Source organism: Paenibacillus sp. LHD-38 (genome assembly GCF_031157315.1).
Classification (GTDB): domain Bacteria; phylum Bacillota; class Bacilli; order Paenibacillales; family Paenibacillaceae; genus Pristimantibacillus.
Genome location: NZ_JAVIFU010000016.1, coordinates 75,792 through 98,473 on the forward strand (window position 1 = coordinate 75,792; position 22,682 = coordinate 98,473).

Genomic DNA, 22,682 nt, shown 5'->3' on the forward strand with positions numbered 1-22,682 from the left:
TGAACAGAAAAACCTCCGGTTTTTTAGCGGCGATGCTGCTCAACCGTATATGGAACTGGCTAACCTTCGGCTAATGGGCCGCAATGCTGCTCAACCGCATAACCAACTAGCTAACTTTCAGTTAATTCGCTGCAATGTTGTTTAGCTGTATCATTAATAGGAAACCCTCCCATTAATGCGCCGGAATGCTGCTCAATCGCATAACCAACTAGCTAACCTTCAGTTTATTAGCCGTAATGCTACTCAGCTGAATATTTAACAGGAAACCCTCCCGTTAATGAGCCGTAAGGCTGCTCAATCGCATAACCAACTAGCTAACCTTCGATTTATTAGCCGCAATGCTGCTCAGCTGAATATTTAACAGGAAACCCTCCCGTTAATAAGCGGCGATGCTGCTTATCTAATGAATTAACTGGAATTTCTCCCGCTAATTTCATGATTTATGCGGGCTTATGAAGAAAATGGAGCAATTAACAGGAGTTTTTCCATGTATATGCTGCTTGAGGCGAAGAGAGCTCCATTTAACAGGAGAAATTCCAGTTAAATCTCCGCGGGGGATCGCATACTGTGACTCTACTCCAGAGAAAAGGAGAAAGGCCCCCCCTTGTATGAGGAACTAGCGTATAAACAACAAAAACCGGTGTTAGCCCAGGCTAACCTTCGCCTTATTAGCCGCTATGCTGCTCAGCTGAATATTTAACAGGAAAATCTCCCGTTAATAAGCGGAAATACTGCTTATCTAATGAATTAACTGGAATTTCTCCCGCTAATTTCATGATTAATGCGCGATTATGAAGGAAAGGCAGAAATTAGCTGGAGTTTTTCCATGTATTTGCCGTGTGAGGCGAAGAGAGCTCCATTTAACAGGAGAAATTCCAGTTAAATCTCCGCGGGGATCGCATACTGTGACTCTACTCCTGAGAAAAGGAGTAAGGCCCTCCCTTGTATGAGGAACTAGCGTATAAACTACAAAAACCGGTTTTAACTCAGGCTAACCTTCGGTTGTCTGCCATAGTGTTGCTCAGCTGCTTAATACAACATGCCACAAAAAAAGCCCCTCCTAAACGAGGAACTAGCGTAAACACAACAACAACCGATTAAGCACGCAGCAGCAGCTAACGTGTTTAACCGGTTGTCGTTAGGGCTTGCAGAAGCAAGCGGTATTCATAAATAGTTAAGTTAGTTTTAGAAGCAGCGAGCTGTGGGGCGGCAGCGAGAACGAAAGCTCGTTCAAACTTCCTAGATCCTTGCGCTCCCAAAGGCTGCGAACCTGCGGCGCAGCGGTCAGACCAAGCTGCTCCAAGGTAACTGTAACCGTATCTTCCTGCTCGCCGGCATTAAATAAAGCGACGTAGTTTACTCCCGTTTCATCCTGAGCAACCCATGCTATGCGCTCCTGTTCACGGTACAGTTGGCGGGCACCAAGGCCATTGCGATGCAGAGACAGCACCTCTTCATTTGTAAGAAGCGACAATGTCCATTCGTCATTATCCCGCATTTCCCCGCCGAACATGAGGGGCGATCTGAAAATCGCCCAAAGCGACATCATCGTAACCTGCTCGTCCCGCGTAAATCTTGTCCAGCGATCGCTGCCCCCGCCATCAACCGAGCGGATACCGAGATGGCCGAGCGGCAGCATATCGCAATCCGGCCACGCGCCTTCAGCAACATGCGGCGCCCATTTCTCGCAGCGTTCAAACATCTCGTGGAGCAAATGCCACAGATCCCAATAATCATCGGTCATACGCCACATGTTCGCGTGCTCCGCAAGCGCCTCTGCATGCTCCAATGGAGCAGGTCCAGGCGATAGGCTAAGTACCATCGGTCTGCCGCATTGCTCAATGGCATGATGAATGAGCTTAATTTCCTCCAAATGGATACCATAGAGTCTGGAAGCGGCAATATCATCCACTTTGACAAAATCCACACCCCAAGAAGCATACAGATCAAATAGGGAATTGTAATACTGCTGCGCTCCATCCTTGGATGTATCGACGCCGTACATGTCGGTGTTCCACGGGCAGATAGAGTTTGGATGAGCGATCTGGCGCGCAGTCGCATTCGAGCCAAGGATCTTGGTATCTGCATGAACCGCTTGGCGCGGGATACCCCGCATAATATGAATGCCGAATTTCAGTCCCAATGAATGGACGTAGTCCGCAAGGGCTTTGAAGCCGCCGCCGTTCGCAGCGGAAGGAAAACGGTTAACGGCGGGCTGCAACCGGGAATACTCGTCCATTTCAAGCGGCACGAAGGGGCGGTATTGGGAGGAGTTAGCTCCTGGCTCATACCACTGGATGTCAACAACGACATAGTCCCAGCCAAAAGCCTTCAGATGTTCAGCCATGTACGCTGCGTTTCCGCGAACTTCATCTTCTCTCACGCTGGCGCCGTAGCAATCCCAGCTGTTCCAGCCCATAGGCGGCGTTGTGGCATATTGATGGTGCTTAGAAGAATTAGTCATTAGATTTCGTCCTCTCATATCGTAATATTGCTCTATACAATAATCGTAAAACGAAACAGCAGTCCGTGACTAGCACAATTTATTGCGATAGTATGTAAAATATTGCTCTCTAATCAAACTGCAGTCGATCGATGGAAGGAAGCTCTTTCGCTAAGCGGAAATCAGCTGGTGGAAACCCGACTCGGCTGCGAAATACTTTGCTGAAGTAGCTGCCGCTTGCGTAGCCAACGGCGTATGCGATCTCCTCGACAGACAGGCTGCTGCTTCGGAGCAGCTGAACCGCCTTCTCGATTCGGAGCTTCGTGACATAATCCATCGGGGAGATGCCTGTTGTCTTAGTGAACATTCGCGTAAAATAATACTTAGACAGCCCGGCGGCGGAAGCAACATCATCCAGGCTTTGCAATCGATGAAATTCCGCCTCCATATAGGCGGCCGCCTGCTTGATTTGCTGCGGCCAATTCGCTTTTTCTTGCTGCTGAAGGGTACTCGATTGGAGAAGTTCCATCATCAAACGGTAAATATGCGCCGATGCTTGAAAGCTGTTCTGTATGCGGTTGCTCCTAGCTTCCGTATATAAACCCTTTAGGGTGTGGACGACTGCGCTTGAGGGCTCAAAGCTCGGCGTGACACCAACGGCTTGGATCAACTCTGCCCAAAGCTTTTGCAAATGCTGCTGACGAAATAATACGAAATAAAACGACCAGTGGTCGCTTGAACGGGGCAAGCAATAGTGATGGTCTCCGGGGATTTCGGCCAAAAAGGCGGTTCCGGCATGGATCTCGTATGTTTCTCCGCCAAGCCTGAATTGTCCAAATCCCGAAACGGCATATTGGAACAAATAGAGCGGCCCGTCAATTCGTTTCATACCGTCCCAATAGTAATCGGACTCCCTCACTTCTTGATAGCCCGTAGCAAACAGCTGATAGATCGGGAGCGCGGGCGAATCCTGAAAACGGTAGCCGTATACGCCATATGGCTGCTGGATAACCAAGCGATTAAGCACCTCCAATAAAGCAGGATGGAATAGGGTGAATTTATAATAAGGAAGGGGATGATAGCAATACCTCTGCTAAACGTTTTTATATATGGTTCTCTATTACCCGATCAAAGCAATCATTCCGTCGTTTCAACCTATGTAAAATCATATAAGCCAGGACAAATATCCGGCAGGATCGTGGACTGCGGCGCCTATCCGGCAGCCGTGCGGGACGAAATCGCATTCGGTCGCAATAGTATTATACGCGGTCAATGGATCACCGTCGATAGAAAGGGACTTGCCGCGATGGACAGGCTTGAAGAATTTTACGGAGTAGAAGAACAAAATGATTATGAGCGGATTTGGGTTTGTGACGCCGCCGACCGAATGGTCACCGGCTGGACTTACATATGGGAATCGGCCAGGGCTGTCCAAACATAGACGAAGATTATTGGCCGGATTATTTCGGGCGCAAAGCAGAGCATGGCAAATAAATAAAGGCATAAGACCTGTGCTGTGCAAGCGCAGGGACCATGCCTCTATTTATGATGCAACAGCAAATCTACTTGCGCTCAACTTCGTGATCTGCCTCATAAGCGATGAGAGCTACATCCGTACCGTAGGTTTCAGTCAATTGCTGCTCCAGCTTGCGAATGGCATCCAGCGCGTCACCTTGCCCGCCAAGCTCGGCAATCCGATAATCCTTGTATATCACAGGGTTCACATCCTTTGGGTTTTAGATTTAATTGTAGAATGAACCATAATTCATTCCTCTATACGCATGATCCGGAAAGAAGCGGATTTCGCAGCTTGAATTACGACAATTGTTCTTTTGACAACGGTCTAGTACACTAAAGCAGAATGACATAAGAGGAAGTGACATCAGTTGAGTACTATACAAACTTTCATGGAAAAACGACCCTCCGCTAGGCGGAAAAATAATCTGGTAATCAGCATGTTAGCTCTTCTGCTTTTGGTTATTGGTTCGCTTTTGCTAACGTCGCAGCACGCTTTCGCGGAATCGCTGATTAGCATGGATGCACCATCCTTCGACCCGCATGAGCAGGTAGGCCATCAGCATTCCACCGATGCGCATGCCGAAGAAGGCATTACCGTTCAACAGGCATTATTTTTTACAGTTAGGGCGATTTATTATTTCGCGTTTATGCTTGCTGCCGGCATGATGCTTTGGTCGATTGCGATTCCGGAGGATTCGAATAACGTACAGCGAAAGCTTGTCAATAAATGGGAGGTCTATTCGTTAAGAGGGCTGCTGCTTGCCGTTCTTCTTTTCGTATTCGTCCACATCAGCCAGCTATTAAAAGGGTATGAGGACAGCAGTCCGAATGAGTGGCTCCGCATCTTGACAGAAACCGCAACCGGACAATCCTGGCTGGCCCTCATCGTGCTGTCGCTGCTGGGTTTTACTCTGCTGCGTCTGCCTAATTCTTTCAAGATGATATGGGCATTGCTGCTTGCAGCGGCAGAAAGCTTCAACGGTCATGTCAATGCCCTTCCGAGCAATACGCTTGCCATCGTGCTCGACTTTATTCATCTCGTGTGCTCTGCTCTATGGGCAGGCGGATTGCTCCTGCTTTTGATGTTCTGGCGGGCAGACCGCAAGGAGGCAGGGAGATTTGCAGAGCGGTTTATGAGAGCCGCATGGCTGAGCATTCTCCTGCTGACGGCTAGCGGTACCTTAATGGCGGCGCTGCTGCTGCCCTCATGGCGGTATTTATTTTATACGGGCTGGGGCGCCATGCTATTGGCGAAGGCCGCCTTGGTGCTGCTGATTGCATGCGCAGGCTTCCTGCTGCGTATGCGAGTCAAGCAGCAAAAACTGCCCAGCGGCAAGCTGCTGAAATGGGACGGGCTGATGATGGCTGCAGTGCTGGTCTTGGTGAGTATCTTCACTTATGTGAGTCCTATTCCTGACTCGGAGCCGTTCTCCTACCATAAAATGGGCGAAAAGCTGCATTATACGATGAAAATTACGCCAAACGGACCGGGACCTAATCGGATTACGTTGAAGATTTGGCTGCCGGAACAGCTTGGCGCGCCGGCTTCCGTACGGCTTCTGCTTCGGTCTGTTGACCATCCAAAAGATAAACCGATCGAAGCCCCTCTTCAAAGCGACAGCGACGAAGGGGATTTAGCCTTCCCTGGCTTTACCGAAACGGATTATGAATCAAGCAGGGTTGATCTGCCAACGCGGGGCGCATGGGAGGCGGAGCTGTTTATAAAGGACAAGTCCGGAGCGGAAACCCGGCAGCTGATCGAATTCCGCAATGATTAATGAAAGTGAAGGAGGAACGAGCATGTCGTATAAATGGCTAAAATGGCTGATTCTGTGGATTCCGACCGTTGCGATCGGTTTGTGGGAATATTTGCGCCATAGCTTGCTTCTTCCTTTCGTTTCAATGGATCTCGGAAATATACTAGCTCCGGTATTTGTCTTCATCATTACGCTCACGCTGCTGCGGGCATTATTCGCAAAGCTCGAAAACATGCAGGAAACGCTGCAGCGCGAACGGATCGTAAAGGCTGCCTTTGAGGAGCGCGAGCAGCTTGCGCGTGAGCTTCATGACGGGATATCGCAGTCGCTCTTCATGCTGTCGGTCAAGCTGGATAAGCTGGAGCGGGCAAAAACGGTGACCGATGCACAGCAAACGACAGACCAAATTAGAAGGACGGTCAGGCATGTCTATGATGATGTCCGGCAGTCGATTGCCAATTTACATGATGCGCCGTTTCCCGCGGATCTGTCGTGGATGCAAAGCATTCATCATTTAACGGAGGAAATGGAGCAAACCTGCGGTATTCGCACCAAGGTCGAATGGAATGTGCAGGATGGCTTGTTCTCGCATAAACAGAAGGTCGAGCTGCTTGCCATTATGCGAGAAGCGCTGATGAACGTTCAGAAGCATGCAAAAGCAGAGCATATCCTCATTCGGTGTGGAAGCGAGCTCAATCCCGATTTAAAGCAAAGCTTTTTCCGCTGCTTTATCTCCGATGACGGAATCGGCGCAGCTCAGGAGAGGCTTTATGAGAAAGGGAAATACGGCGTGAAAATGATGCAGGACCGAGCGGAGGCACTGGGCTGGAGCGTTACGGTGCAGGAAAGAAAGCCCAAAGGCACGACGGTAGAAATTAGCGGCAGGAGCGGGTCAGAGTGAGTGAAAAAGCAGTTCAGGTACGTGTTTTTTTGGTTGATGACCATCCCCATGGACGGGAAGGGATGCGCGATATCGTGATGGGCGACGACTCCTTCGCCGTCATTGGAGAGGCGGCAAGCGGCGAGGAAGCGATAGCCGTTATGAAAGAGATGAAGCCGGATTTGGTGCTCATGGATATCAACATGCCTGGCATGGGCGGCTTAGAGGCGACGCAGCAGCTAAAGCTTCTTATGCCTTCTTTGAAGATAGTAATGGTTACGGTATCGGATGACATCACGAATTTGTTCGAGGCGATTAAGCGCGGGGCGCAGGGTTATCTTCTTAAAAACCTGGCCCCATCCGCATGGATCGAATATTTGCGGGCCATTTCCCTGGATGAAGCGCCAATGTCGAAGGAGCTTGCTTTTCGGCTGCTTCAAGAATTTTCGGCGAGTAAGCCAAAGGAAACAAAGCGGACAGTGAGCAAGGCGCAGTCGTTGAATAAGGATGCGGCGATTATGACCACTCCGCTTACAGAACGGGAGAAGGAGGTGCTCGAGCGAGTGGCGACCGGCGCTTCAAACCGCGAGATTGCAGGCGAGCTAAGATTGTCAGAGCATACCGTCAAAAACCATCTCAAAAACATATTGCAAAAGCTTCATCTTGACAATCGGGTCCAACTGACAAGATATGCCTTCGAACAGGGTATGGTCGAATAGTGCGGAATCATGTCGACGGAGGCATGAAATCATTTCGACAGCATTAGCAGGATTCCCGCAAGTTTCGGAGAACTACTAGATTCGTGTCGTATAGCCTTAAGAGCGGATAGGTCAGCTTCAAATTGGGGGGTAGTGAATGTCGCAGCTCAGCTTTCTGCCAACGACGATGCCCTCTGCGAATGAGCCGTTTGACGTGTGCGCGATCTTGAAGTCGGCCAAGGAGGTCGGCTGCGATTTTTTTAACTTTTTCAAAATCAACGACGATCATCTCTTCTTTACGCTCGGAGACGTATCCGACAAAGGAATTCCGGTGGCGCTATTCATGGCGATGACGCCCTCGCTTATCAAAGGGAAAATGAATTCGAATCTATCGCCGGGTGAGCTGGTTTAAGGTGAAATGAAAATAGATAGCCTATTGCGCGCAATTGGTGCCCGTCCAGAGGATCAGCGTAAGCTGCTAATGATGGCAAGCTTGGCGATGTAAAGGTGCTGAAGCTGTTAGGCGATAACGTCTCCAGACTCATCCGCCTATATCCGGAGATCGGGATCGGCTTGCTGCGCGCTTCGTTTGCCCGCATTCGGCTGCTTGAGGAAATGATGATGCGAATTGACTCCTAAGGAAAATCAGTCGAATCGAAAATAAGAGCGCCCACTGGGCGCTCTTTCTTATTATATTAACCTCGATTTTAGTTACTGTGTATTTTCTCCAGGGCTGCTGCATTTCCGAATACGGGAGATGCGCCATGAGGGGATGCCGCCCATCGAACCGCATTCGCGACGACGTGTATGATTTCTTTATTATAAAAAGTAGGATGCGTTTCATGGCCAGGCTGGAAATAAAAGATTTTTCCTTGCCTGCGGTAGAAAGTGCATCCGCTCCGGAATACTTCACCGCCTTGAAACCAGCCGATGAAAATGAGCTCATCCGGTGCCGGAATATCAAAAAATTCGCCGTACATTTCCTCTTCTTGCAGCTCGATATATTCGCCAAGCCCTGCAGTGATCGGATGCGCAGGATTAACAACCCATAAGCGCTCTCTCTCCTTTGCCTCCCGCCATTTAAGCTGGCAGGTCGTTCCCATCAGTTTACCAAACAGCTTGGAGAAATGAGCCGAATGCAGCACAATAAGTCCCATTCCGCCTAATACCTTATGATAAACTCGTTCGACGACCTCATCACTAACCTGCTCATGAGCGTGGTGTCCCCACCAAATTAAGACATCTGTATGGTTTAATACTTCTGGCGTTAGGCCATGCTCCGGCTGTTCTAATACAGCCGTATGAATATAAAAGCCGTAAGGCGCTAATCCATCGGCAATCGCGGAGTGAATGCCTTTCGGGTATACGGCGGCAACCTCCGGATGTTCCCTTTCCGCAATATATTCATTCCAGACTGTCACGCGAATGGCCCTTTTCTCCTGGTACGCTTTCCCGCCGATCAACGCTTTGATCATTAGCCATACTCCTTACTGCAATCCGTGTTTCTACTATAATATGTCTCTCGCCTAAAAGGGTGAATATCGATAAGCGAAGCGGAACCCCTGTCATGAGACGGGTACACCGATACATAATATAGGGAAACCTAATATAAAAGGAAGTAGATGCTTTTCGCTGAATATGGCTTCCTTTGACTTAGCGGTGAATGCCAACGCTACGCGTATCGTGACACAGGAAGGAAAAGTTGTCGGCGTTGAAGTCAGCAATCCGCTCAAACAAGCCTTTTTTATAAGGGCTAAATCCGTCATCGTCGCGACTAGCACGCTTCAAGCGCCTAGATTGCTTCTGCATTCCGGTATTCCCGGGCGGGCGATCGGCCATTACCTAGCCAACCATTCCTTCGTCGTAACGTATGGGCTCATTCGGACATCTGCAATTCCAGAAGTATTAGGAACGCTTGCGATCTTGGTTCCATCGACAGCTAAACGTCCTTATCAGGTACAAATTCAAGGTCCTGGCCCATACTATTGGTATCACGATACCGCGAAAGAGCTGCAGGAGGAATGGGGGCTGAATTTTTGTGGCGGGTTTGGTACCGTTGAATCCAGATTCGAAAATAAAGTTTACCTCGATCCTGCCCGGCGTGATGATTATGGCGTGCCTCATATCGGGGTAAGCTTTGCCTACAGCACCAAGGACCACGCTATCATCGAGCAAATAAAAGCCGATATCCCTCGGATTGCTCAGGCCGCCGGCATACAGTTAACTGGCTCGAGCGGCCAGCCCGACCTTAGCTTACTCGCTCCGGGTGCCGATTTCCAAGAATCCGGAACATGCCGAATGGGAAATGACCCCCTCACCTCAACGACTAATCGATATGGCCAGATTCACGGCATATCCGGCCTTTATGTTGCAGGAAACAGCGTATTGCCTCATATTGGAGCCGCTAATCCATCCCTCACTGCTGCTGCGATGGCCATTCGTACGGTAGATTACATTGTCCAAAACATGTAGCGGTTGCAACGCTGCATCAGATTGCATATAATATAGATTATTGTGTCATATTCGCAGTAAAGCGATGATGGAGAAGAGTAAGCAGTACTTTCGTACAGGGAGAAGACGCCGTAGATTGAGAGCGTCTTTGTGAAAATAGGCTGCCGAAGATTCACTCCGGAGCAGACGCCTGAAACGTCACAGCGGCTTGCCGCGCGGCGCAAGTAGGGAGAGTCCGGTTCCCGCCGTTATGGGGCTAAGGGATTGTAATCCGCCGCCAGCAGGCAAGCGATGACCATAGATGGTTATACGCAAGGCAGGAGCGCAGTCCGAATTAGGGTGGTACCACGGTTCTTTCGTCCCTTTAGGGAGAGAGGGCCTTTTTTTGTGTAAATATAAGAATTTATAAGTTTGTTAGCTTATAAAGTGCTTATATTTCTCCGCGAAACGATAGCTAAGCCTCCTAAGTATGGCTTTAGCCGTTTACGCTTGCATGATTTAGGGATGATGATATGGAGGCGAAGAAGAATGAAGGAAAGATTGGAAGGACTGCGCGGCGAAGCGCTGCAGGAGCTTCAGCAAGTAAGCACTCCTCAGCAGCTAAATGATTTGCGTGTGAAGTATCTAGGTAAAAAAGGGGCTTTGACTGAAATTTTGCGTGGTATGGGCGGTCTAAGCGCTGAAGAGCGTCCGGTCATCGGCCAGGTTGCGAACGATGTCCGCGCAGCCATTGAGACGGTTATTGACGAGAAACAGGAGGCTTTCCAGCAAGCCGAAACGAATAACCGTCTTTTAGCGGAGACGCTAGACGTGACGCTTCCGGGCAAACAGCTGCCGACAGGCTCCGTGCATCCTCTTAACAAGGTAGCGCAGGAGATCGAGGATGTGTTTATCGGTCTGGGTTACACCATTGCGGAGGGACCAGAGGTCGAAGAGGATTACTATAACTTCGAAGCCTTGAATTTGCCCAAAAACCACCCGGCGCGCGATATGCAGGATTCGTTCTACGTAACGGATGACATTCTGATGCGCACGCACACATCCCCGGTTCAGGTACGTACCATGAAGGCTATGAACGGCCAAACACCGGTTAAGGTCATTTGCCCAGGCAAGGTTTACCGCCGCGATGACGACGATGCGACGCATTCTTTCCAGTTCAACCAAATCGAAGGTCTTGTTATCGGCAAAAATATCCGGATGAGCGATCTGAAAGGAACGCTGCTGCAATTCGTGCAGCAAATGTTCGGCACGCAAGCGCAAATCAGGCTTCGTCCAAGCTTCTTCCCGTTCACGGAGCCAAGCGCGGAGGTTGACGTTACCTGCGTGCAATGCGCCGGCAAAGGCTGCCGTATGTGCAAACATACCGGCTGGCTCGAAATTCTCGGCTGCGGCATGGTTCATCCGCGCGTGCTTGAGATGGGCGGTTATGACCCTGAGGAAGTCAGCGGCTTCGCATTCGGCATGGGCGTTGAGCGTATCGCCTTATTGAAATACGGCATTGACGATATTCGTCATTTCTATACGAACGATCTGCGGTTCTTAGGACAATTCGCAAGAATGTAGCAATGAGAGAAGGGAAGAAGAGAGATGAACGTATCCTATAAATGGTTAAATGAATATATCGACCTTTCCGGCTTTACAGGGGAAGAGCTTGCGGAAAAAATGACGCGCGGCGGCATTGAAATCGACGTTGTTGAATCCCGGAACAAAGGCGTAACCGGCGTCGTTGTCGGATATGTGAAATCGAAAGAAAAGCATCCAGACGCCGATAAGCTGAACGTTTGCAAAGTTGACGTTGGTACTGGAGAAGAACTGCAAATCGTATGCGGAGCCAAAAATGTCGACGCGGGACAGCTCGTTCCCGTTGCCGTAATCGGCGCGGTATTGCCCGGCGATTTCAAGATCAAGCGCGCAAAGCTTCGCGGCGTGGAATCCCAAGGGATGATTTGCTCGGTGAAGGAGCTTGGCTTGAATGAGAAGCTTCTCCCAAAGGAGCAGCAGGAGGGTATTCTCGTTCTTCCGGCAGCTACGAAGATCGGTACGCCAATCGGCGAAGTGCTCGGAATTGACGACGAGGTGCTTGAGCTTGATTTGACGCCAAACCGTTCGGATTGCCTTAGCATGCTGGGCGTGGCTTACGAGATTGGTGCTTTAACCGGCCGCGAGGTTCGTCTGCCTAGCGCCAACATTATCCATACAACCGTACGCACCGACAGTCTTGTGTCGGTAAGCATCAGCGCACCGGATCATTGCTCACACTATTCGGCGCGTTATATTAAAGGCGTGAAAATCGGTGAATCTCCGTTGTGGCTGCAAAACCGTTTGATTGCAGCAGGCATTCGTCCAATCAGTAACGTCGTCGACGTTACAAACTTTGTCATGCTCGAGTACGGTCAGCCGCTGCATGCTTTTGATGCAGATCGCCTGCCAGGCGGACGCATTGATGTAAGGCTTGCGAAGGCCGGCGAAACACTGGTTACGCTGGACGACCAGGAACGCAAGCTCGAGCCGCATATGCTCGTAATTACCGATGGCCAGCAGCCGATTGCGCTTGCGGGCGTAATGGGCGGTGCGAGTACTGAGGTGACGGGAGAAACGGTCAATATTTTGCTCGAATCGGCGAAATTCGATGGCGGAACCGTACGGAAGACGTCACGTCAGCTTGGTCTGCGCTCGGAGTCAAGCATTCGCTTCGAGAAAGAGGTTGACCCGGCAAGAGTCATTCCCGCACTCGACCGCGCGGCTGCGCTTATCGCTGAGCTTGCGCAAGGCTTAGTCGCGGAAGGCATTGTAGAGGTTGCTTCCGCCGAAGTGAAGCCGGCTAAAGTCGCGGTGTCGCTGGATAAAATTAACGGGTATCTCGGAACGGAGCTTTCAAGGCTGGAGGTTCAAACGATTTTTGGACGTTTGCACTTTGAGTATGAGCTCTCTGAAGGAAATGTGTTTACCGTGAACGTGCCGACGCGCCGCGGCGACATTACTCGCGCAGTGGATCTCATCGAGGAAGTCGCCCGTTTACACGGCTACGATGAGATTCCGACGACTCTCATTCATGGCGATGTCGTGCCAGGATCATTGACGAAGCCGCAGGCCATCCGCCGCGAGCTGCGTAAACGCCTATCGGATGCCGGTCTGCATGAAGTCGTCAGCTATTCCTTCACGGGGCCGGAGCGGACGAAGCTGTTCCCTGCACTGGCCGAGCATACGAATCCCGTTCGCCTTGCCATGCCGATGAGCGAGGACCGGAGCGTATTGCGCACGACGCTAATCGCGCAGCTGCTTGAAACGGCAGCCTATAACCGCAATCGCAAAAACGAATCAGCGGCTCTATTTGAAATCGGCAGCGTATTCCATACCGATGAAGAACAGCTGACTCGCCTTCCGCATGAGAAGCATCGTTTTGCGGCTCTTCTGACTGGCAATCGCTCAGAGGCGCAGTGGAACACAAAAGCGGCGCAGGTGGATTTCTACGATGCGAAGGGCATTTTGGAAACGGTATTCGCCGTGCTCGGTTTAACTGCGAGTGTATCCTACGAAGCGGCACAGCCTGAACATTTCCACCCTGGCCGCACGGCTGCCGTTCTGCTTCATACGCCAAAAGGCAATGAAGTCATCGGTTACGTGGGTCAACTGCACCCGGCACTTCAGCTGGAGGCGGATCTTGCGGATACGTACGTGCTTGAGATCGGGTTGGATCTGGTTTACGATCTAGCCGATTCCAGCATCGAATATAAAGTGCTTCCGCGTTATCCGGCTATGCAGCGTGATATCGCTGTAGTAGTAGATCAAGAGATTGCTGCTGCGAAGCTGACAGGCGTTGCTTGGGATATAGCTGGCGAGCTGCTGGAGTCGGTTCGCGTCTTCGACGTATACACCGGCGAGAAGCTCGGAGCAGGCAAGAAGAGCGTTGCGCTGTCACTTGTATACCGCCATGGAGAGCGTACTTTGACAGATGAAGAGGTAACAGAGCTGCATGGGAAGGTTGTTTTACAATTAGAACAATCTTTTGCAGCTGAATTACGCAAATAGGCAGGAAACCTTCAAAGCCGCATCGAAATAGTTCCTAGTGAGCTATCGATGCGGCTTTTTTCCTTTTAAATATGTGGCATAAATCATTTTGCAACGATCCATATGCCTATATTTCACCGCGAAATGAAAGCAGCTCCTTTACATGGACGACGACAGCCGTCTTCGCTTGCTCTACTTGTACAATAGGAGGATTCGCCTTAATGGATGCTGAAAATACGGTTGTTACGGTTGATATATATGGAGTTCAATATAAATTAAAAGGTCATTCCAATGTGGAATATATGAAAAGGGTTGCGGCAGCAATCGACGAAAGCATGAAAAAGCTAGCCAAGGGCTATCCACGCCTTGATATGCCGAAGCTGGCTGTACTCTCCGCTGTGCAAATAACGGAGGAAGTTTTTCGGCTGAGACGTGATAACGCCAGACTTCTCGAAGAGGAAGCTAAGCTAAACCTGCTGATTAGAGAGCTGGAGCAGATCGGCGAGCAGGCCGTCACGCTGCAGGCAGAATTGGCGGAGACGAAGCGCATGGCGAGTGAGCAGCTGCAGAAAGCGAAAGCAGCAGCGGAAGCTGAGATGGCCGAGATGCTGGCCCTTGCCGCAGAGCAGTCCGCTGCGGAGCAAGCTGCCGCCGCGGAAGCCATGAAGGCGCAGGAGGAAGCGATAGTAAGGCTTACTGAGGAAAACGCGGAGCGGCTTGCCGCGCTGCGCGCTAAGAAGGATGAACAGCTGGCACAGATCCAGTCCAAGAAGGATTCTGAGCTGAACGAGCTAAAGCGCTTGCTAGAAGCCCAACTGGCCGAGCTTCGCAGTTCGAAGGAATCGGAGCTAGCGGAGCTGCAAAACCGGAAGGATTCAGAGCTTGCCGAGCTGCAAAAACAAAGGGAAGCCGAGCTCTTGGAGCTGAAAGAAGCCAAGGATAACCTGCAGATGGAGCTGGAGCTTGAGAAGGAGATACAGCTTTCGGAGCTCGAAAGCGTGAAGCAAAATGAACTAGCTGCGCTTAGACAGGATAAGGATGAGCAGCTGAAAGCATTGATTCAAGAGCATGAAGCCTCGCTTTTAACCATCAAGGAGGAAAAAGAGTCAGAGCTTACCGAGCTGGCAGGCAGCTGGCAGAGCAAGTGGGATGAGCGGGAGCTAAGCTGGCTTGCCCATGCCGAGACCTCGCAATTGGAGCTTGCCCGCCAAAGCGAGGAGCGGGAGCAGAACTGGAAGGCTGAAGCAGCAAAAGCGGAGCAGGTTTTCCGTGCCGACCTGGAGCGCCGCAGAAACGGCTGGTTAGAGGAGCGCAGCAGGCTGCAAGCGCAAATTGCGGAGATTCAGCAAGGCTGGGCGGAGGATAAGCAAGGGCTCGAGCAACGGATTTCTGTGGCGGATGAGCAGCTCGTTCAGGCGATGGAGCAGGAGGAAGCCTCAAGAACCTCGTTTGCTCAGCTGGAGAGCAGCTTAAACGAGAAAGAGAGCGAAGTACAGCTCGTTCAAACCGAGCTGAACGAAACGATACGCCAGATTCAGGAGCTGCAGGAGAATAGGAGCGAAGCTGCCGCTCAGATCCAAGAGCTGGAGCAAAAGCTTGCCCATGAGCGGAGCCACGTGTCCGCTGCGGACAAACGGGCTACGGATCTGCAGCAGCGTCTGAAAGACGCGCAGGAGCGGGAGCAGCAGCAGGGACTGACGCTTCTTCAGCTGGAAGAGCTGCAAAAGCAGCAAGAGGAGCAGCAGCTTCAGCTGCAGCTTGAGCTTGAAGAGAAAGAGCTTAAGGAGCAGCAGCTGAGGGATGAGTTCCAAAATAGACTGCGTACTGAGCTTGAGCGGCAGCGGGACTTGCTGCATGAGGAGCATGAGCAGCAATTGCAGGCGCTGGAAGAAGAGAAGCATGAACTTGTTAAATCGCTGCGTCAGGAGCACGAGACACAGCTGAGGGTCGTAGAAGCAGAAAATGATGAGTTGTTTAAACAGCTGTCTGCGGAGAGCAACGAACGTTATGCTCAGCTGGCAGCTGAGCGGGAGGCTAGCAGCATGGCGCTTGCGGCCGGACACGAGGAACAAAAGAAACAATTGGTCAGCCAATATGAAGAGCAGCTGCTCGAGCAAGCCGTGCAATATGAAGAACAAAACAAACAGCTCGTGCATGAGTATGAGACGCAAATCAGGCAGCAAGCGGCTGAGCATGAGGAGCATGACAGGAAGCTTGCTGATACATATGAGGAGCAGAACAAACAGCTTGCCCGGCAATATGAGGAAAAAGCTAAGCTGGATGCAGCTGAGGCTGAAGAACAGTCGAAACGACTTGTTGAGCAGTATGAGGATCAGCTGCTTGAGCAAGCCGTACAGCTCGAGGAGCAGAACAAACAGCTTGCCCTACAATATGAGGAAAAAGCTAAGCTGGATGCAGCTGAGGCTGAAGAACAGTCGAAACGACTTGTTGAGCAGTATGAGGAGCAGCTGCTTGAGCAAGCCGTACAGCTCGAGGAGCAGAACAAACAGCTTGCCCGGCAATATGAGGAAAAAGCTAAGCTGGATGCATCTGAGGCTGAAGAACAGTCGAAACGACTTGTTGAGCAGTATGAGGATCAGCTGCTTGAGCAAGCCGTACAGCTCGAGGAGCAGAACAAACAGCTTGCCCTGCAATATGAGGAAAAAGCTAAGCTGGATGCAGCTGAGGCTGAAGAACAGTCGAAACGACTTGTTGAGCAGTATGAGGAACAGCTGCTTGAGCAAGCCGTACAGCTCGAGGAGCAGAACAAACAGCTTGCCCGGCAATATGAGGAAAAAGCTAAGCTGGATGCAGCTGAGGCTGAAGAACAGTCGAAACGACTTGTTGAGCAGTATGAGGAACAGCTCCTTGAGCAGGCAATACAGAACGAAGAGGAGAATAAACGGCTTGCTCGCGAGTATGAGGAGCAATTGAAGCTGAAAGCGGCTGAATACGAAGTCCGCAGCAAGGAGCTTGTTGATCGATATGAGGAGCAGCTTCTTGAGCAGGCTGTTCAGTACGAAGAGCAGAACAAGCAGCTCGCCGGTGAGTATGAAGAGCAATCCAAGGCATTTGCCGTTCAGCAGGCAGCGCGTTCCGAGCAGCTGGTCGACCAATACGAGGAGCGTTACATTGCGCTGGCGGCTATGCAGGAAGAAGAACGGAAGCAACTGGCTGAGGAGCGCGAGGAGCTTCTGCAGCAATTGGCATCTGAGCATGACGAGCATGTGAAGCAGCTGACTGCGAATCACGAGGAGCTGCTTCTGCAGCAGCAGCATGACTATGAGACGATGCTTCAGAAGCTGCAAGCGCAGCTCGACAAAATCGAACAAATTGCTACTTCCGCCGCGGATAGCGAGCAAACCTACAAGGCAGAGCTGGAGAAGCAGAAGGTTAGAGAGCAGGAGCTGACCGAGCAGCTCGAGTGGATAGCTGCTCGCGAGCGGATTGCGGCGCAGCAGCTGGAAGCGGCAGCGGCCCGTGAAAAGGAGCTGGGCATACAGCTTCAGGAGCAGCAGGAATTCGCGGAGCTGACAGCATCTGAAGCCAGCCGACTTGAGCAAGAGAAGAAAATGCAGGAAACAGAGGAAAGCTTAATGCGTGAGCGGCTTGAACAAGCGATGCAAGAAGCAGCGGCAGCCTTCGAGTTGAAGGAAGAGCTGAGCGAGCGTGCGACCAGGCTTGCAAGGGAGCGAGAAGAAGCAGCGCGCAAGGCAGAGCAGCTTGCGAATGAGCGTGATCAGGCAGCCAGCGCATTAGAGTCGCTCTCTTATGAGCGTGATGAGGCTACGCGCTCCGCTGAGAGGCTGGCGGAGGATCATGCTGACTTGCTAGAGCAGCATCACAAGCTGAAGAATGAATATTCGAAGCTGCAAACCGAATATAACGAGTGGATTGAGCTCATCGAGCATAGCTAGCGCGCAATTATAAAAAAACCGCTGTAACGAGCAAGGCAAACGCCTGGCTTGTTACAGCGGTTTTTTGTTGATCCATTATTCTTGGAATGCATTAACCGTATGAAACGATTGTCCCCGTAGGACCGCCCGCCGGCAGGCTGGCTAAACGAATCAGGTCGGGCGTTACAATGGCCGGATCTTTGCCGGTTGCATGCATTTCAGTGCGAAGCGTTCCCGGGTTATACAGGTTAGCAAGTATGCCGTGCTCATGCTCCTCGCCCGCGAGCGTGCGCGTTAGCGATTCAAGACCAGCCTTGGCCGCGCTGTAAGCCGCATAGCCGCCTGCTCCGTTCCATGACAGTCCAGAGGTTATATTAATAATTCGTCCGTATTTTGCTTTGCGCATGACCGGAAGTACGGCCTTCGTAAGCAGAAAAGGTCCTGTTAAATTCGTTGAAATTTGGTTTTGCCACTCGTCGGAGGTCAGCTCAAGCACAGTACCGGATTCGAACACGGCGGCGTTATTCAATATAATATCGATTCGGCCCAAATGCGCGATTACTGCTGATACGGCATCCAGCACCTGCTGCTCCTCGGAAACATCCGTTTGCAGAATCAGGGCATCCTTTTGCGACTTTGCCTTGACGAGCGCAGCGGTTTCCTCTAATTTTTCCATTCGCCTTCCAAGCAGCACGACATCCGCACCTGAGGCCGCAAAAGAGATCGATGCTGCGCGCCCAAGTCCCGTACCAGCTCCGCTAATAATGGCGACTCGATTTTGTAGGATACCCATCACGATTCCTCCATTCGCTGTTCGTTTTGTGAATATCTTATCAGAGGCTGAGCGGTAGGGGAAGAGAAATAGCTATCAGACTTTTTTAGTCGAAAGGTAAATAAAAATGATATTTGCTAAAAATAAAATGATATGTATCTTGACTATAAAAAAAGCTGATCTGAAGGTCTAAATCGACCTTCAGATCAGCCTTTCTGTGCTTTCGCGTAATCGTTATTCAACCACAAGCGTTGCTTTCATTTCACGGTGTCCCGCGCCGCAAGGAACCATGCATACCATTTCGTAGCTTCCTGGCTCACTGATGCTGACTGGGACTGTTTTGCCGTTATCAACTTCGTAATCCGTATTCTTAATCTGCAAACCGTGCATACCGTCAACAGAATCAAGCTTTAGATTAATTGTTTCTCCAGCTTTGATTTTATATTCCTTCTGATCGAACTTCCAGTTAGATGCTGTGATTACAAGATCCGAGGATGCTGCTCCGCTGTCTGCGGTAGTTGTGCTGGCTTCCTTGTTGTCTTCTTTTGTAGTGTTCGCGCCGCATGCGGCAATAACGAATACTAGGCTTATTGCGCTTGCGAATAGTAACCATTTTTTCATGTGCAGTGCTTCCCCTTTCAAATATCCGGCTTTGCTTGCTTAGCCGAGTCCTCTATATTGTAACTTAACTTCTCATTAAAAACAGTGACTGCATATGTCAAACTATTGAAGAAGCTGTGAATTTACTATGAAGAAAACCAAGGTAATGCAGCAAGAAGCCCTTGATCGCCTTCTTCAGGTTATCAAGGGCTATCATTGCTGGAGCATTTATTAATCGCGATCGCGTCTGCCTGCTTCATACGGGGTGCTGACCGGAATGAAGAGGTCGATGATCCCGATAACTAAAGCAGCCAATATCGCGCCGAGCAGCGTAACGTTTACGCCTCCGACAATAAACTGAGCGATCCATATGACGGCTGCGCTGGCGATAAAGCCGACGATACCGCGACCGAAGGGCGTAACCCTTTTGCCAAATATACCTTCAATAATCCAGCCAAGCGCGGCGATAACAAGAGCGAGAAAAAAGGCGCTCCAGAAGCCACCGACGCTAAACTCGGGAACAATAAACCCGACAAGCATTAACACAAGCGCAGCTACAATAAATCGTACCACATGTCCCAAAAAAGTCATTGCACAAACCCTCCTTAAGTTTTACGAAGGAAACTGTCAGGCAGTTTCTTTTCGTCATGTATTGCGAAAATTACATCGTAAGACGGCTCGTTCGTTTATATTGTGACCAACTGTGCATCATTTATGTATGAAACGTGGCTCGAATTCGTGCATCAGCGCCGCGGTTCGGCTATAATAGTAAGGCGAGAGGAGTGTTATTTGTTGGACACTAAAATTTTGACGACACTTGAATTTCCTAAAATCATACATAGATTGTCGCAGCATGCGGCTACGTCGCTCGGTAAGGCGATAGCGGAGTCGCTTCAGCCTGTTACAGACTTGGAAGCGGTTAAGAAAATTTTGCAGGCTACCGATGAAGCCTATACGGCTGACCGGCTGAAAGGCAGTGCGCCGTTTGGAGGCGTCGTTGACATTACCGCTCCGCTTCACCGCGCGCGTATCGGCGGGACGCTTAATCCGGAGGAGCTGCTAAATATTGCGGCCACTTCCCGCGGCGGACGCCGTGTCAAGAAGCATATCAGTGTTTTGCATGAAGATAATCCTATTCCAATGCTGCATGATATTGCCGAACAGATTAGCGAGCATAAGCAGCTGGAGGATGCGATTTTTGAATGTATTGACGATCAAGCCGAGGTCATGGACAGTGCGAGCGCCGCTTTAGCCTCGATTAGACGCGAGCTGCGGAACGGGGAATCGCGCATTCGCGAGAAGATGGATCAAATGATCCGTTCATCTTCCGTGCAAAAAATGCTGCAGGACTCCATCGTAACGCTGCGCAACGACAGATATGTTATTCCGGTTAAGCAGGAATACCGCTCTCATTTTGGCGGTATCGTGCATGACCAATCGGGATCCGGCGCAACGCTGTTCATCGAACCTGAAGCGATTGTTGCAATGAACAATAAGCTGCGGGAGCTGAAAGCGGGCGAGCTGCGGGAAATCGAGAAAATATTGCAGAAGCTTACCGCTTTGGCATCGGATTACGTTGAGGATCTCATTTTCAACTTGGATTTGCTCGGGCAAATTGATTTTGCTTATGCAAAGGCACGTCTTGCCCACGGCATGAAAGCTACGCTGCCGCGCATGAATGACAGAGGCTTTCTAAAGCTGAAGCGGGGCCGTCATCCGCTCATTTCCGCTGACCTGGTTGTTCCCATCGACGTAGAGCTGGGCAATCAATATACCGCGATTATCGTTACGGGCCCGAATACGGGCGGTAAAACCGTATCCTTAAAAACAATTGGGCTGCTCAGCTTGATGGCGATGTCGGGTTTATTTGTGCCGGCTGAGGACGGTAGCCAGCTTTGTGTCTTTGATGCGATCTATGCAGATATCGGCGATGAGCAAAGCATTGAGCAAAGCTTAAGCACTTTCTCCAGCCATTTGAAGAACATCATTCGCATTCTTGGCACGATGACCTCCAAAAGCTTAGTGCTGCTGGATGAGCTCGGGGCAGGAACGGATCCAGCCGAAGGCTCAGCGCTTGCGATAGCAATACTTGAGCATGTGCATGCAATGGAAAGCCGCATCGTAGCGACTACGCATTATAGCGAGCTTAAAGCATATGCTTATAATCGAAAAGGCGTAATTAATGCGAGCATGGAATTCGATGTTGCGACACTCAGTCCAACCTATCGTTTGCTTGTCGGAGTGCCGGGACGCAGTAACGCGTTTGCGATTGCGGAGCGGCTAGGCCTTGCACGATCGATTATCGAACATGCAAGAGGCGAGGTAAGCGAAGAAGACCAACGGGTCGATAATATGATTGCCTCGCTTGAAGAGAACCGGTTAGGCGCTGAAACGGAACGCCAAACGGCGGAAACGCTTCGCCGCGAGATGGAGACGCTCAGAACTCGCCATGAGGCTGAACGATTGCGGTTCGAGGAACAAAAGGAAAAGCTCTTGCTCAAAGCACAGGATGAGGCGCGCGAAGCTGTCGCGAAAGCAAAACGCGAAGCTGAGCAAATAATTGCAGATTTACGCAAGCTTGCCATGGAAGAGGGCGCTTCGGTCAAGGAGCATAAGCTTATTGAAGCGCGCCGCAAGCTGGATGAAGCAGCGCCTGAGCAGTTGAAGACCAAACGGGGCGGCACGAAAACCGCGCCAAAAACGGCAAAGATTGAAGCCGGCGACGAAGTAACGGTGTACAGCTTGAATCAAAAGGGCACCGTCGTGGAAATTCACGGTACGGATGCTACGGTTCAACTTGGCATTATGAAAATGAAGGTAGCGCTGGATGATTTGGAGCTGATTAAAGGAGCATCATCCGCAAAAACGCAGCAGCCAAAGCAGGCAGCAAGCCTTAAACGCTCCAAAGAAGAGAATTTCAAAATGGAGCTTGATCTCCGCGGCGAAAATTTGGAAGAAGCGATTCTCGAAGTCGATCGGTTTCTGGATGAAGCCTTTTTGTCAGGCTTAGCGCAAGTTGCAATTATCCACGGCAAAGGTACGGGAGTGCTCCGGACGGGGATACAGCAATACTTGCGTAAACACAGCCACGTAAAAAGCTTTAGACTCGGAAATTATGGCGAGGGCGGCGTAGGCGTGACAGTTGCGGAGCTAAAATAGCACGCAGCCGCCGCGCCAAGGAGATCGCAAGGTGATGGGGGGATCGTTGAATGAGTAATGAAGTCGACAAGCTGCTTAGCAATCCGTATGCTGCCTCACTCGTTTATGTATCGGTTACCGTGTTGTCTCTTATTGTATTTTTATCCTGTTTTGAGCTCGTAACGAGATATAAATGCTGGAGCGAGATCAAGAAAGGGAATGTCGCCGTTGCTATGGCGACAAGCGGTAAAATTTTCGGGATATGTAATATTTTTAGATTCTCGATTGAATCCAATGATTCGGTTTATCAAAGCCTGATTTGGGGCGCTTTCGGTTTTATCATTTTGATGGCCGCTTATTTTTTATTCGAATTTCTAACGCCTGTATTCCGAATTGACGATGAAATTGCCCGCGATAATCGCGCGGTAGGGCTCATTGCGATGATTATTTCGGTATCGCTGTCCTATGTCATCGGAGCAACGGTCATTATTTAATCCGGGGGAAGCCATTTTGAAATATTT

Annotated in this window: 19 protein-coding genes; 12 read left to right on the top strand and 7 right to left on the bottom strand. The window is 50.5% G+C overall.

Annotation, left to right across the window (positions count from 1 at the left end; translation table 11 throughout):
* Nucleotides 1-1,174 precede the first annotated feature (1,174 nt).
* Nucleotides 1,175-2,464, bottom strand: coding sequence for a glycoside hydrolase family 27 protein (locus RCO25_RS15515; protein ID WP_308997049.1), 1,290 nt, complete (start codon nt 2,462-2,464; stop codon nt 1,175-1,177).
* 109 nt (nt 2,465-2,573) lie between these two features.
* Entirely contained in the window at nt 2,574-3,458 is an 885-nt protein-coding gene (locus tag RCO25_RS15520; protein ID WP_308997050.1) for an AraC family transcriptional regulator, read from the bottom strand.
* Between the two features lie 60 nt (nt 3,459-3,518).
* Here RCO25_RS15520 and RCO25_RS15525 point away from each other — a divergent pair, with 60 nt between their 5' ends.
* Nucleotides 3,519-3,884: a gamma-glutamylcyclotransferase family protein gene (locus RCO25_RS15525; protein WP_308997051.1), complete on the top strand. Its 366-nt coding sequence runs from the start codon at nt 3,519-3,521 to the stop codon at nt 3,882-3,884.
* Between the two features lie 121 nt (nt 3,885-4,005).
* Here the strand turns inward: RCO25_RS15525 and RCO25_RS15530 are convergent, their stop codons facing one another.
* A complete protein-coding gene (locus RCO25_RS15530; RefSeq protein ID WP_308997052.1) occupies nt 4,006-4,158 on the bottom strand; it encodes a hypothetical protein in 153 nt (50 codons plus the stop codon).
* A 171-nt stretch (nt 4,159-4,329) separates the two neighbouring features.
* Here RCO25_RS15530 and RCO25_RS15535 point away from each other — a divergent pair, with 171 nt between their 5' ends.
* The 5 genes from RCO25_RS15535 to RCO25_RS15555 all read left to right on the top strand — a co-directional run bounded on the left by RCO25_RS15535 (nt 4,330) and on the right by RCO25_RS15555 (nt 7,935).
* Nucleotides 4,330-5,739, top strand: a complete 1,410-nt coding sequence (locus tag RCO25_RS15535) for a copper resistance D family protein (RefSeq protein WP_308997053.1) — start codon at nt 4,330-4,332, stop codon at nt 5,737-5,739.
* A gap of 22 nt (nt 5,740-5,761) precedes the next feature.
* The gene (locus tag RCO25_RS15540) at nt 5,762-6,619 is read left to right on the top strand and encodes a sensor histidine kinase (RefSeq protein WP_308997054.1); all 858 of its coding nucleotides are present in this window, start codon (nt 5,762-5,764) and stop codon (nt 6,617-6,619) included.
* Complete coding sequence (locus RCO25_RS15545; RefSeq protein ID WP_308997055.1) at nt 6,616-7,317, top strand: response regulator; 702 nt, start codon at nt 6,616-6,618, stop codon at nt 7,315-7,317. Before RCO25_RS15540 ends, RCO25_RS15545 begins: the two co-directional genes overlap by 4 nt.
* A gap of 136 nt (nt 7,318-7,453) precedes the next feature.
* Nucleotides 7,454-7,708 (top strand): PP2C family protein-serine/threonine phosphatase, encoded by a 255-nt coding sequence (locus tag RCO25_RS15550; RefSeq protein WP_308997056.1) that lies wholly within the window; start codon nt 7,454-7,456, stop codon nt 7,706-7,708.
* A gap of 95 nt (nt 7,709-7,803) precedes the next feature.
* Nucleotides 7,804-7,935: a hypothetical protein gene (locus tag RCO25_RS15555; protein ID WP_308997057.1), complete on the top strand. Its 132-nt coding sequence runs from the start codon at nt 7,804-7,806 to the stop codon at nt 7,933-7,935.
* A 68-nt stretch (nt 7,936-8,003) separates the two neighbouring features.
* Here RCO25_RS15555 and RCO25_RS15560 read toward each other — a convergent pair whose 3' ends face one another.
* The gene (locus RCO25_RS15560) at nt 8,004-8,771 is read right to left on the bottom strand and encodes a ThuA domain-containing protein (protein ID WP_308997058.1); all 768 of its coding nucleotides are present in this window, start codon (nt 8,769-8,771) and stop codon (nt 8,004-8,006) included.
* Nucleotides 8,772-8,934: 163 nt separating this feature from the next.
* Here RCO25_RS15560 and RCO25_RS15565 point away from each other — a divergent pair, with 163 nt between their 5' ends.
* The 4 genes from RCO25_RS15565 to RCO25_RS15580 all read left to right on the top strand — a co-directional run bounded on the left by RCO25_RS15565 (nt 8,935) and on the right by RCO25_RS15580 (nt 17,672).
* Complete coding sequence (locus tag RCO25_RS15565; RefSeq protein ID WP_308997059.1) at nt 8,935-9,768, top strand: GMC oxidoreductase; 834 nt, start codon at nt 8,935-8,937, stop codon at nt 9,766-9,768.
* Nucleotides 9,769-10,275: 507 nt separating this feature from the next.
* Nucleotides 10,276-11,310 (top strand): phenylalanine--tRNA ligase subunit alpha, encoded by a 1,035-nt coding sequence (gene pheS / locus RCO25_RS15570; protein ID WP_308997060.1) that lies wholly within the window; start codon nt 10,276-10,278, stop codon nt 11,308-11,310.
* Between the two features lie 24 nt (nt 11,311-11,334).
* Complete coding sequence (gene pheT / locus RCO25_RS15575) at nt 11,335-13,776, top strand: phenylalanine--tRNA ligase subunit beta (RefSeq protein WP_308997061.1); 2,442 nt, start codon at nt 11,335-11,337, stop codon at nt 13,774-13,776.
* A gap of 200 nt (nt 13,777-13,976) precedes the next feature.
* The gene (locus RCO25_RS15580; protein WP_308997062.1) at nt 13,977-17,672 is read left to right on the top strand and encodes a hypothetical protein; all 3,696 of its coding nucleotides are present in this window, start codon (nt 13,977-13,979) and stop codon (nt 17,670-17,672) included.
* Nucleotides 17,673-17,763: 91 nt separating this feature from the next.
* On the opposite strand, the gene RCO25_RS15585 is transcribed toward RCO25_RS15580, so the two are convergent.
* The 3 genes from RCO25_RS15585 to RCO25_RS15595 form a co-directional block, all read right to left on the bottom strand.
* Complete coding sequence (locus RCO25_RS15585) at nt 17,764-18,444, bottom strand: SDR family NAD(P)-dependent oxidoreductase (protein WP_308997063.1); 681 nt, start codon at nt 18,442-18,444, stop codon at nt 17,764-17,766.
* A 213-nt stretch (nt 18,445-18,657) separates the two neighbouring features.
* Nucleotides 18,658-19,044: a cupredoxin domain-containing protein gene (locus RCO25_RS15590; protein ID WP_308997064.1), complete on the bottom strand. Its 387-nt coding sequence runs from the start codon at nt 19,042-19,044 to the stop codon at nt 18,658-18,660.
* A gap of 210 nt (nt 19,045-19,254) precedes the next feature.
* The gene (locus RCO25_RS15595; protein ID WP_308997065.1) at nt 19,255-19,614 is read right to left on the bottom strand and encodes a phage holin family protein; all 360 of its coding nucleotides are present in this window, start codon (nt 19,612-19,614) and stop codon (nt 19,255-19,257) included.
* 201 nt (nt 19,615-19,815) lie between these two features.
* On the opposite strand from RCO25_RS15595, the gene RCO25_RS15600 reads away from it, so the two are divergent.
* Nucleotides 19,816-22,182: an endonuclease MutS2 gene (locus RCO25_RS15600; protein ID WP_308997066.1), complete on the top strand. Its 2,367-nt coding sequence runs from the start codon at nt 19,816-19,818 to the stop codon at nt 22,180-22,182.
* A 50-nt stretch (nt 22,183-22,232) separates the two neighbouring features.
* Complete coding sequence (locus tag RCO25_RS15605) at nt 22,233-22,655, top strand: DUF350 domain-containing protein (protein ID WP_308997067.1); 423 nt, start codon at nt 22,233-22,235, stop codon at nt 22,653-22,655.
* Nucleotides 22,656-22,682: the final 27 nt, after the last annotated feature.

What these genes read in the sequence shown, in the direction of transcription:
- RCO25_RS15515 (WP_308997049.1), bottom strand. Translation starts at nt 2,464, where the DNA reads ATGACTAATTCTTCTAAGCACCATCAATATGCCACAACGCCGCCTATG.
- RCO25_RS15525 (WP_308997051.1), top strand. Translation starts at nt 3,519, where the DNA reads ATGATAGCAATACCTCTGCTAAACGTTTTTATATATGGTTCTCTATTA.
- RCO25_RS15540 (WP_308997054.1), top strand. Translation starts at nt 5,762, where the DNA reads ATGTCGTATAAATGGCTAAAATGGCTGATTCTGTGGATTCCGACCGTT.
- RCO25_RS15550 (WP_308997056.1), top strand. Translation starts at nt 7,454, where the DNA reads ATGTCGCAGCTCAGCTTTCTGCCAACGACGATGCCCTCTGCGAATGAG.
- RCO25_RS15560 (WP_308997058.1), bottom strand. Translation starts at nt 8,771, where the DNA reads ATGATCAAAGCGTTGATCGGCGGGAAAGCGTACCAGGAGAAAAGGGCC.
- RCO25_RS15565 (WP_308997059.1), top strand. Translation starts at nt 8,935, where the DNA reads ATGGCTTCCTTTGACTTAGCGGTGAATGCCAACGCTACGCGTATCGTG.
- pheS (WP_308997060.1), top strand. Translation starts at nt 10,276, where the DNA reads ATGAAGGAAAGATTGGAAGGACTGCGCGGCGAAGCGCTGCAGGAGCTT.
- pheT (WP_308997061.1), top strand. Translation starts at nt 11,335, where the DNA reads ATGAACGTATCCTATAAATGGTTAAATGAATATATCGACCTTTCCGGC.
- RCO25_RS15580 (WP_308997062.1), top strand. Translation starts at nt 13,977, where the DNA reads ATGGATGCTGAAAATACGGTTGTTACGGTTGATATATATGGAGTTCAA.
- RCO25_RS15585 (WP_308997063.1), bottom strand. Translation starts at nt 18,444, where the DNA reads ATGGGTATCCTACAAAATCGAGTCGCCATTATTAGCGGAGCTGGTACG.
- RCO25_RS15590 (WP_308997064.1), bottom strand. Translation starts at nt 19,044, where the DNA reads ATGAAAAAATGGTTACTATTCGCAAGCGCAATAAGCCTAGTATTCGTT.
- RCO25_RS15595 (WP_308997065.1), bottom strand. Translation starts at nt 19,614, where the DNA reads ATGACTTTTTTGGGACATGTGGTACGATTTATTGTAGCTGCGCTTGTG.
- RCO25_RS15605 (WP_308997067.1), top strand. Translation starts at nt 22,233, where the DNA reads ATGAGTAATGAAGTCGACAAGCTGCTTAGCAATCCGTATGCTGCCTCA.